Source organism: Pseudomonas sp. GW821-FHT01A09 (genome assembly GCF_058986725.1).
The window spans coordinates 119,115-128,270 of sequence record NZ_JBYSWB010000019.1; the positions used below are offsets into that span (position 1 = coordinate 119,115).

Annotated in this window: 9 protein-coding genes; 4 read left to right on the forward strand and 5 right to left on the reverse strand. The window is 60.1% G+C overall.

What is annotated here, in order from left to right:
- Positions 1-57 precede the first annotated feature (57 nt).
- The gene (locus tag AC3WJP_RS20475; RefSeq protein ID WP_493722419.1) at positions 58-1,176 is read left to right on the forward strand and encodes a PepSY-associated TM helix domain-containing protein; all 1,119 of its coding nucleotides are present in this window, start codon (positions 58-60) and stop codon (positions 1,174-1,176) included.
- Positions 1,173-1,376, forward strand: coding sequence for a hypothetical protein (locus AC3WJP_RS20480; protein ID WP_493722420.1), 204 nt, complete (start codon positions 1,173-1,175; stop codon positions 1,374-1,376). Before AC3WJP_RS20475 ends, AC3WJP_RS20480 begins: the two co-directional genes overlap by 4 nt.
- Before the next feature lie 203 nt (positions 1,377-1,579).
- On the opposite strand, the gene rloA2 is transcribed toward AC3WJP_RS20480, so the two are convergent.
- Positions 1,580-2,092 carry a retropepsin-like aspartic peptidase RloA2 gene (gene rloA2 / locus AC3WJP_RS20485; RefSeq protein ID WP_493722421.1) on the reverse strand — a complete coding sequence of 171 codons (513 nt, stop codon included), beginning with the start codon at positions 2,090-2,092 and terminating at the stop codon, positions 1,580-1,582.
- 224 nt (positions 2,093-2,316) lie between these two features.
- On the opposite strand from rloA2, the gene yihG reads away from it, so the two are divergent.
- Both yihG and AC3WJP_RS20495 read left to right on the forward strand, forming a co-directional pair.
- Positions 2,317-3,198, forward strand: a complete 882-nt coding sequence (gene yihG, locus AC3WJP_RS20490; RefSeq protein ID WP_493722422.1) for a 1-acylglycerol-3-phosphate O-acyltransferase, YihG family — start codon at positions 2,317-2,319, stop codon at positions 3,196-3,198.
- 150 nt (positions 3,199-3,348) lie between these two features.
- Complete coding sequence (locus AC3WJP_RS20495; RefSeq protein ID WP_493722423.1) at positions 3,349-4,239, forward strand: polymorphic toxin type 46 domain-containing protein; 891 nt, start codon at positions 3,349-3,351, stop codon at positions 4,237-4,239.
- Between the two features lie 23 nt (positions 4,240-4,262).
- Here the strand turns inward: AC3WJP_RS20495 and AC3WJP_RS20500 are convergent, their stop codons facing one another.
- The 4 genes from AC3WJP_RS20500 to AC3WJP_RS20515 all read right to left on the reverse strand — a co-directional run.
- Positions 4,263-4,832 (reverse strand): DUF2780 domain-containing protein, encoded by a 570-nt coding sequence (locus AC3WJP_RS20500; RefSeq protein WP_493722424.1) that lies wholly within the window; start codon positions 4,830-4,832, stop codon positions 4,263-4,265.
- Between the two features lie 197 nt (positions 4,833-5,029).
- The gene (locus AC3WJP_RS20505; protein WP_493722425.1) at positions 5,030-5,956 is read right to left on the reverse strand and encodes an RHS repeat-associated core domain-containing protein; all 927 of its coding nucleotides are present in this window, start codon (positions 5,954-5,956) and stop codon (positions 5,030-5,032) included.
- 215 nt (positions 5,957-6,171) lie between these two features.
- The gene (locus AC3WJP_RS20510; RefSeq protein ID WP_493722426.1) at positions 6,172-8,595 is read right to left on the reverse strand and encodes a glucose/quinate/shikimate family membrane-bound PQQ-dependent dehydrogenase; all 2,424 of its coding nucleotides are present in this window, start codon (positions 8,593-8,595) and stop codon (positions 6,172-6,174) included.
- A gap of 340 nt (positions 8,596-8,935) precedes the next feature.
- On the reverse strand, positions 8,936-9,156 hold a 221-nt coding region (locus AC3WJP_RS20515), incomplete at its 5' end, for an integrase core domain-containing protein (RefSeq protein ID WP_493735688.1).

Consider the following 9,156-nt stretch of genomic DNA (forward strand, 5'->3'; position numbering starts at 1 on the left):
GACGCCTCACACCAGCCGCCCTCCGGGGCGGCTTTTGTCTTTCTGGACATCCGTGAAATGAAAAGTAAAACAATTCGTCGCTGGTCCTTCATCCACACCTGGTCCAGCCTGATCTGCACCCTCTTCCTTCTGCTGCTGGCGCTCACCGGTCTGCCGTTGATATTCCATCATCAGATCGACCACCTGCTGGGCAACGAGCCGACCTTCGCCGAGCTGCCCGCAGGCACCCCGCACCTGGACCTGCAGCAACTGGTCGAAGCCGCCGAGCGTCATCGCCCTGGCGAGGTGGTGCAATATTTCGGCTGGGATGAGGACGCCCCCGAGGGCGTGTTCGCGATCATGGCCGCCACGGCCGATACCGAGCCCAATGCGTCCCACACCTTCATGCTCGATGCGCGCACCGGGCAGGCGCTGGAGATGCCCTCGGCCAACGGCGGCTTCATGATGGTCATGCTGCGCCTGCACGTGGACATGTACGCAGGGCTGCCGGGCAAGTTGCTGCTGGCGTTCATGGGCGTGCTGTTCGTGCTGGCGATCGTCTCCGGGGTGGTGCTCTATGCGCCCTTCATGCGCCGTCTGGAATTCGCCACCGTGCGCCAGCACAAGTCGCGCCGGGTGCGCTGGCTCGACCTGCACAACCTGCTGGGCATCGTCACCCTGACCTGGGCGCTGGTGGTGGGCGTGACCGGGGTGGTGAGCGCCTGCGCGGACCTGCTGATCGCCGCCTGGCGCAACGACAGCCTCAGCGCCATGGTCGCGCCCTACCGCGATGCGCCGCCACTGGAGCAGCGCGCTCCCGCCACCCGGCTACTGGACATCGCCGAACAGGCCGCGCCGGGCATGACCGCCGACTTCATCGCCTTCCCCGGTACGCGGTTTTCCAGCGCCCATCACTACGCGGTGTTCCTCAAAGGCGCCACGCATTTGACCTCGCACCTGCTCACGCCGGTGCTGATCGACGCGCGCACCCTGCAGGTCACTGCGGTGGCCGAGCGGCCTTGGTACATGGACGCCATGGGCCTGTCGCAACCGCTGCATTTCGGCGACTACGGCGGACTGCCGATGCAGGTGCTGTGGGCGCTGCTGGATGGCCTGACGATCGTCATCCTCGGCAGCGGTGTGTACCTGTGGTGGGTGCGCCGCCGGGCCGCGGCGCAGGCCGAGGTGACGCCATGAGCAAGCGCAAGCCGCGGATCTGGCCGGTGTTCAAGATACCGGTATCGATTGCGCTGCTGAGCGGCGCTGGGCTGTTCGCGGCGCTGCTGGGCGATGGCCTGTGGGACACGCTGAGCTGGGTGGGCCTGGGGCTGCCGGCGTGGCTGGGGCTGCGCGGGCTATTGGCGCGGCGCGACCAGATGCCGCCGCACAAACACTAGGCGGCCGATGCCGAGCAGCTTTGCGCCGGGTAGCCGACCACCTGTGGAAATTGCATCCAGGCGACCGGCCTCTTCGCGGGCAAGCCTTGCTCCTACAGGCGTACGGCTCTGCAACATCTTGCACTGTGGGATCAAGGCTTGCCCGCGAAGAGGCCGGTACTGCTGGTCAACTGCAGGGGAAGCGGTCAGCGGCGCAGCGGCCGTCAGGAACAGTCCGGCTGCCCGGCCGTGAAGCGCCGCATCGGGTTGATCGCGGCGTTGAAGTCGCGCATCCCCTTGACCCCGATCAACAGCGGGTAGGTGAAGTTGCTGCGGTCGGTCAGACTGACTTCGACGGTCTGCTTGTCCTCGCCAATGCACATGCTCAGCTCGATCACCGGGCGCTCGGCCGCGTCGGCCGCCTCCCGGGCATCGTCATCCTCGATACGGCTCTTGACCTTGGCGATACGCGCCAACCGGTGCTCGTACACCTTGCCGTCGTCCTTGTCACCGCTCAGCTGGAAACTTACCCATTGTTCGCCGTCACGCTCGAAGCGCTGGATGCGCTTGGCCGACAATGACGAGGTCAGCGCGCCGGTGTCCATCTTGGCCTTGAGGGTCTCGCCTATTTCCGGCAATTTGATGTATTCGTAACGGCCGTACAGCACTGGGTCTTCGGCAGCCTGGGCCAGGACCGGCAACGCCAACAGCGACAGCAGGAAAAAAACCGATTTCACGTAAGGATTTCCTCGATAGGCGCGCGCCGCCATCCAGGCCTGGCCAGCACGCAGTAACAGCTGAGACAACCAATCAGCGAAAGGTTCGCGGTTCCGGCAAGCATGGCCCGTGGCCGTTTCAATAAAAAGTAAAAATTTAGTTAGGCAAAGCCGACCGGGTGAATTGGCGTAAGGCCCTGACCTGCTTATCATTGCCGGCCAAAACAATGACCCACGAGTTTGCCATGCGTCGCGTGCTCACTGGCCTGGCTGCCAGCCTGCTGTTACTCCTCAATACGCTGTTCTGGATTGTCCCGCTGCTGATCTTCGCCCTGATCAAACTCGCCTTGCGCGGCCGCTGGCGCGACCATGCGTCGCGGGCGGTGATGTGGGTCGCCGAGACCTGGGCCGAAGTCGACAAACTGATCTTCGCCCTGTGCATCCCCACCCAGTGGGACATCCGCGGCGCCGAGTGCCTGCGCCTCGACCGCTCCTATCTGGTGGTCAGCAACCACCAGTCGTGGGTCGATATCCCCGCGCTGATCCAGGCCTTCAACCGCCGCACGCCGTTCTTCAAGTTCTTCCTGAAAAAAGAGCTGATCTGGGTGCCCTTCCTGGGCCTGGCCTGGTGGGCGCTGGATTACCCCTTCATGAAGCGCTACAGCAAGGCCTTCCTCGACAAGCATCCGCAACTCAAGGGCGAGGATCTGAAGATAACCAAGGCCGCCTGCGCACTGTTCAAGCGCCAGCCAGTGACCATCGTCAACTACCTCGAAGGCACGCGCTTCACCCAGGCCAAACATGACCAGCAGCAATCGCCATATCGGCACTTGCTCAAGCCCAAGGCCGGCGGCGTGGCCTTCGTGCTGGCGGCGATGGGGGAACAGCTCGACACAGTGCTGGACGTGACCGTGGTGTATCCCGATGGGCGCATTCCGGGGTTCTGGGACTTGCTGTGCGGCTCGGTGAACAAGGTGATCGTGGATATCCGCGCGCTGCCGATCGAGCGGGAGGTGGTCGATGGGTGTTATGAGAGCGACCCGGTGTTTCGCGCGAAGGTGCAGGGCTGGGTGAATGGGCTGTGGGGGGAGAAGGATCGGCGGATCCAAGACCTCAGCGCGCAATAAAGCACGCGCCGGGCCGCTGTGCATTGTCATAGCGGCTGGCTGCCGACTGACCTGTCAACTAGCAATTCTTGTAGTGCCGACCACACAAACAATTCCGGATGATGAGCAAATACCTATCAATAGGGATTGCTCACAATAGGGATTGCTCACATGGCCAGACATATCACGCGTTCGATGCTGCTCGCCATCGATAGAAACAGCTCGGTAGTGGGTACTGCAAAACCCGGGCATCTACAACCCGTTACCTATGGGCCATTCGGCCATAGCGTAAGTGGGACCGATCAGGGCACAACTGGTTTCAACGGGCAATGGCGAGAGTGGCCAACCTCGAACTACCTGCTCGGTAACGGGTTCAGGGAATTCAGTCCATTACTACAGCGCTTCAACAGGCCGGACACACTGAGTCCGTTTGGCGAAGGCGGGATCAACGCCTATGCGTATTGTGCAGGTGACCCTATCAATCGCACTGATCCTGACGGGCATATAATGCGAGCGTTACTCAAGCGTGCATCTACATTTAAAGGTTCACCTTTCAACATAGTGACCAGCATTAACAAATCCCGCGTTATCCAGACACCCGCGTCGGCATATATCAACATGAGGCAGAAGGTAGCGAAAAAATTCTTTGACGCCGGCGGCGTCCCGCCAATGAAAGCACAAAGCTTCATGCAGGGAATCGATTTCAACCATCCGGTCAACCCAGTGACTCTTCCGCCCGGCACCTTTCTTTATCAACATCAGACAGGCGTATCCGTGGGCGACTGGTTTGCCTTCAACGCCGGAGTCGATCCGAAAACTCTAGGAATAAACCCGCGAGTCAGTCTTCAGGGTGTGCCCACCCCCGTTCTGCGTACGCAGGCGAAGTTCGTGACCACGGCTCCGACAGTCGGGCTCGAAAGCAAAGCGAAACCGGTGATTGATACATGGTCAGTCCCGCGACTCCCCTTCAAAACCGAAGGGGGCGCAACACAACTGACGGTTCTGCAAAAAATTTACGTAGTGCGAATGCCGTCGAACGGTAAGAGCAGCCCGCAACGATGACGACTCTACCGCTACAGCCGGGATTACTTCCCGGTGCCCCAGATGCTGCCCAGGCTTTGCAACACCGAGCCGCCTACGCCCTGCTGCCCCAGGTACTGAAGGATCACCGGGGCAAACTGGCCGACCATGCCGCTGTCCATGCCGAGTTTGCTGAAGGCGTTGTTCATGTCGGCCGTGGACTTCACATTATCGAGCGCACTGCCCAGGCCGGCGGCGCTGCTGCTGCCGCCCGAGCCGAGCAGCCCACCCAGGCCGTTCAGGCCACCCAGGGCGTTTGCACCTGACAGCGAGTCCAGCCCTGGCACCTGCTTGGTCAACTGCGAATAATCGCCGCTGCTGAGTTTGTTCTTGGCCAGCCCGAGCATGGCGCCAGTGCCGCCTACCGCTTGCTGCGGGGTGACGTTGAGCTGGGTACCCAGGGTGTTCAGCAGGCCCGCCGCCTGCGGCGCCGCCGCCACCGCCGCGCCGTCACTTTTGTTGCTGCCCTGAATGGTCGAAGCGGCGTTGACGGCATCGTTGAGGTTGAAGGCGAAGGCCGAACTGGACGCCAGGGCGAGCAGCGCGGCGAGGGTCAGGGAGCGTGGGGTATTCATGGAAGGCAGCCTCTTGCAGCAAAAAGTCGAATTCGCCCTGTTGGAGGGTGAAAGGCTGATTATGTTGCAGATGTGTAGAAAATTATGTGAAGGGCTCAGATCAGCGCTGCTCACCCCATGCCTACCTCTCCAGAAAAGCATCCCTACTGTAACGCTTCTGCTGATTAGCAAATACATGTATAGCACGCACCTTGCGGTCAGCCTCGTCTTATTCCATAAGTCTTAGGATTATAAGCATATTTGAATCTGCGCAGCACTATCGAACCTTTTAATTTCTCGTACTTTTGCAAAACCCGTGGATATGGAGCCGAGTCTGGAAATACAGATGTAAAATCACGAAGAAGATCATCATCCGCTAACGTTTTATTTACATAAATAGCCACCCCTCCTTTTGGGCCAGTGACATCCAGATTAGATAGCTGGGCGAACCGTGCAACGCTTGATTCCAACCCGCCTTTGGCAGCATAGCAAACCATAAAATCCACCGACAGATACTGACGAAAATCCACTTCTTGTCTTAAAAGCCTTTTGTAAAGGAAATCGATATTCACCGCCTCCTTTCCTTGATAGATAATATGCTGCGGCAATTTTTTGCTGCCATGTCCATAGATTGTGAGCCTCTTCCCCGCCCCCTCGGGCGTCTCAAATGTAAAAATTCGAGGCGCAATCAGCTTTAGATTAAGCATCTCTATCGGATGGGAAATTTTTCTCAAAGGGATTTTCTGCACGCCATCAGGGCTTGTAACGTTCGCACCGCTCCTGCCGAGAATTTTTTTTAGAGATCGCCAGATATGCCCATCATCATCTCTTCGGTTGATCGGATCGCCGCTGCAATAAGCGTAAGTGTTGAGCCCACCGCGTCCAAATGGACTCAGGTCATCAGGGCTCTGAAAACGCATAAATGTTGGGTTGAACAAGCGATAACCATTACCCAAGAGGTAGCCTGCTGCCGGGCGCTCCTGTATTTCGCCATTGAACGCTGGCCTCGCATGTTGACCCTGTTCCTCTAGCCGCCAACCAAAAGGCGTATAACTGCTCAGCCGTAACGATCCAGATACCGTTGATCGTAAAACCGATTGAACCCGGTTTGTGGCAAACAGAACATTCCTGTTGAGAGCGGCCATGGTACCAATCCTAATATGTCGTCCTTTACTCTGCTTCAGCGCGTTACCTTTAACAACTCATAGTTCTAATAGCTTGCGCCAGAACCGGAAATGTGCAAAAAGGCACTCAAGTGACTTGCTTGCAGACAGGTCAAGAAAATGACCGAGATAACCCTATCTAAAAAACCCGCTGCCACCCTTCCAGGCGACAGCGGGTTTTCAGTACCGCGCTCTACTTACTTACTGTCAGGCAACGCGTAAGCGATCACATAGTCACCACGATCAGGCGACTGACGCGCACCGCCGGCGGTGATGACCACGTATTGCTTGCCGGTCTTGGGCGAAACGAAGGTCATCGGGCCGCCTTGGCTGCCGACGGGCAGGCGGGCTTTCCAGGCTTCTTCACCGTTGGCGGTGTTGAAGGCGCGCAGGTAGTAGTCCTGAGTACCGGCGATGAACACCAGGCCACCTTGAGTCGACAGGGTGCCACCTAGGGTCGGCATGCCAATCGGCAGTTGCAGGCCCATCTTGATGCCCATCGGGCCGGTGTCCTGCACGGTACCGACCGGTACTTGCCAGGCGATCTTCTGGGTCTTCATGTCGATCGCGCTGAGGGTACCGAACGGCGGCGCCTGGCAAGGGATGCCGGCCACCGACAAGAAGCGGTTCTTGTTGACGGCGTATGGAGTGCCCTTGAGCGGTACAGCGCCCATGCCGGTGTTGATCGCTTCGCCACCCGAAGAGGCCTTGGCGTCTTTCTGCTGCGGCACCATCTGGCTCCACAGGCCCAGACGCATGTCGTTGACGAAGATGAAGCCGTGTACCGGGTCAACCGACAGGCTGCCCCAGTTCATGCCGCCCAGCGAACCAGGGAAGCTCAGCGAAACGTCGGTACCCGGCGCGGTGTACAGGCCGTCGTAGCGCATTTGCTTGAACGAGATACGGCACAGCATCTGGTCGAACGGCGTGGCACCCCACATGTCCGATTCGGTCAGGGTCTGCGCGCCGATCTGCGGCATGCCGACCGATTTCGGCTGGGTCGGCGAGTAGGGTTCGCCCGGGATGTCGGATTTTTTGACCGGGACTTCTTCGACCTTGGTCAACGGCTGACCGGTCTTGCGATCGAGCACGTAGATCTGGCCGGCCTTGGTGCCGATCACCACGGCCGGAACCTTGGTGCCGTCAGGCTTGGCGAAGTCGGTGAGGGTCGGCTGCATCGGCAGGTCGAAGTCCCACAGGTCGTTGTGCACGGTCTGATAGACCCACTTCTCGTCACCGGTAGTGGCGTTCAGTGCGACGACCGAGGCACCGTATTTGTGGTTCAGATCGGTCCGCTCGACACCATAGATGTCGGTCGACGAGCTGCCCATCGGCAGGAACACGGTGTTCATCAGCGGGTCGTAGGACATCGGCGCCCAGCTGTTCGGGGTGCTGCGCACGTAGGTCTTGCCGTCGGCAGGGGCTTGCTTGTCGGCAGGGTTGCCCGGGTCGAAGGCCCAGCGCATCGCACCAGTGACCACGTCGAAACCACGGATCACGCCGCCAGGCATGTCGGTCTGCACGTTGTCGGCGACGCGGCCGCCGACTACGACGGTGGTACCGGCCATCAGCGGCGCCGAGGACAGCTGGTAGTAGGAGTCAGGCACGTTGCCCAGGCCGGCTTTCAGGTCGACTTCGCCGTTGTTGCCGAAGCCCTGGCACAGCTCGCCGGTGTCGGCGTCGACAGCGATCAGGCGCGCGTCGATGGTGTTGGTCAGCAGGCGACGGGTGCAGTTGGCACCGGCTGGCACGGCAACCGGCACGGCAGGCACGCTGCCGTCGGTTGGTGCGGCAACGGCGGCGCTGGCGTCGAAGTACGCCAGGCCACGGCAGCGCTGCCATACGGCGGATTTGGCGTCGGTCTTGTGCTGCCATAGCTGTTTGCCGGTGTCGGCGTCCAGCGCGATGATGTTGTTGTGCGGGGTGCAGATAAACACCTTGTCGCCAACCTGCAGCGGGGTCATCTGGTCTTCGGCACCGTTGCCGTTGCTGATCGCGACGTCACCGGTATGGAAGGTCCAGGCCGGCACCAGTTTGGCGACGTTGCTGCGGTTGATCTGGTCCAGCGCAGCGAAGCGGCTGCCACCCTCATCGTTACCGTAGTGTTCCCAGTTCTTCTGCGCGTGGGCAGGGTCGACCTTGGTCAGGCCCGGCAGCTCGCCGTTCGGCGACACCGAGTCGTGCGGGATGAACATGCCGTAGCCACCGGCGATCACGGCGATCGCCAGCAGGCCTGCCAGCGTGTAACCACCGCGACCGCCGGGCAGGCCATTGGCCTTGCGCAGGGTCGGGTAGGTCAGCGCGACGACCAGGCTGAGCACGCCCAGGGCGAACAGGCGCGAGATCTGCGGCCAGAACACCAGGCCGGCATCGACCAGCGCCCAGATCACCGACAGCACCATGACCGCAGCGAACAGCCAGGCGCCCAGCAGACGTTTGCGGGCGTACAACACGGCCGAAACGATCATGCCGAGGCCGGCCAGCAAGAAGTACCAGCTACCGCCCAGAGAGGCGAGGTAGCCACCGAGACCCGCGAACGGGAGGCCAAATACCAGCATGCCGAGCGCGGCGAGCCACAGAGGCCAGCGTGCGGCGGTTGCCGTGGTTTGAGACTTAGTCATGTTGCATGATCCTACTGACGCATGAACGTGGGTGGGGGATGTTTTAGGGTAGTGCAGACAACGGCCTTTATCCCTTGCAGGGAGGGGTTGTCGAAGGGGTTTCGGACGGTCGCCAGTGCCGGGTTGCGGGCTTTGAGGGCCGCAAACGCTGGGCTAGACAGACGCCGAACAAAGTATTAACCAGTTAGTTAGTTTCGTAACGATAGCAAAAAAAGGGCGTAGCTGCGACAAATTGTCGTTTGTGAGGATGTGAAAGACTGTTGTGGGGATGGTAATAATCGAGGGGGTGACGAGTGGCAGGAGTGGACTTGCCCCTACCAAACCGGACACCAACTCCCCGTTAAATTGATGCTGCTGCCAAGCGCCTAAATTCTCTTGGCGACCGGTATTTCAAAGCGCTGTGCGGATGCTGCTCGTTGTAATGTTCGAAGGCAATCGTCAGATTGCGCAGCGCTGTTTCTCGATCCGGCTTGGGCATGTGCGCCACGTAATCTCGCTTGATCGTTTTCACGAAGCTCTCTGCCATGCCGTTGCTTTGCGGGCTGCGTACTGGTGTGGTCA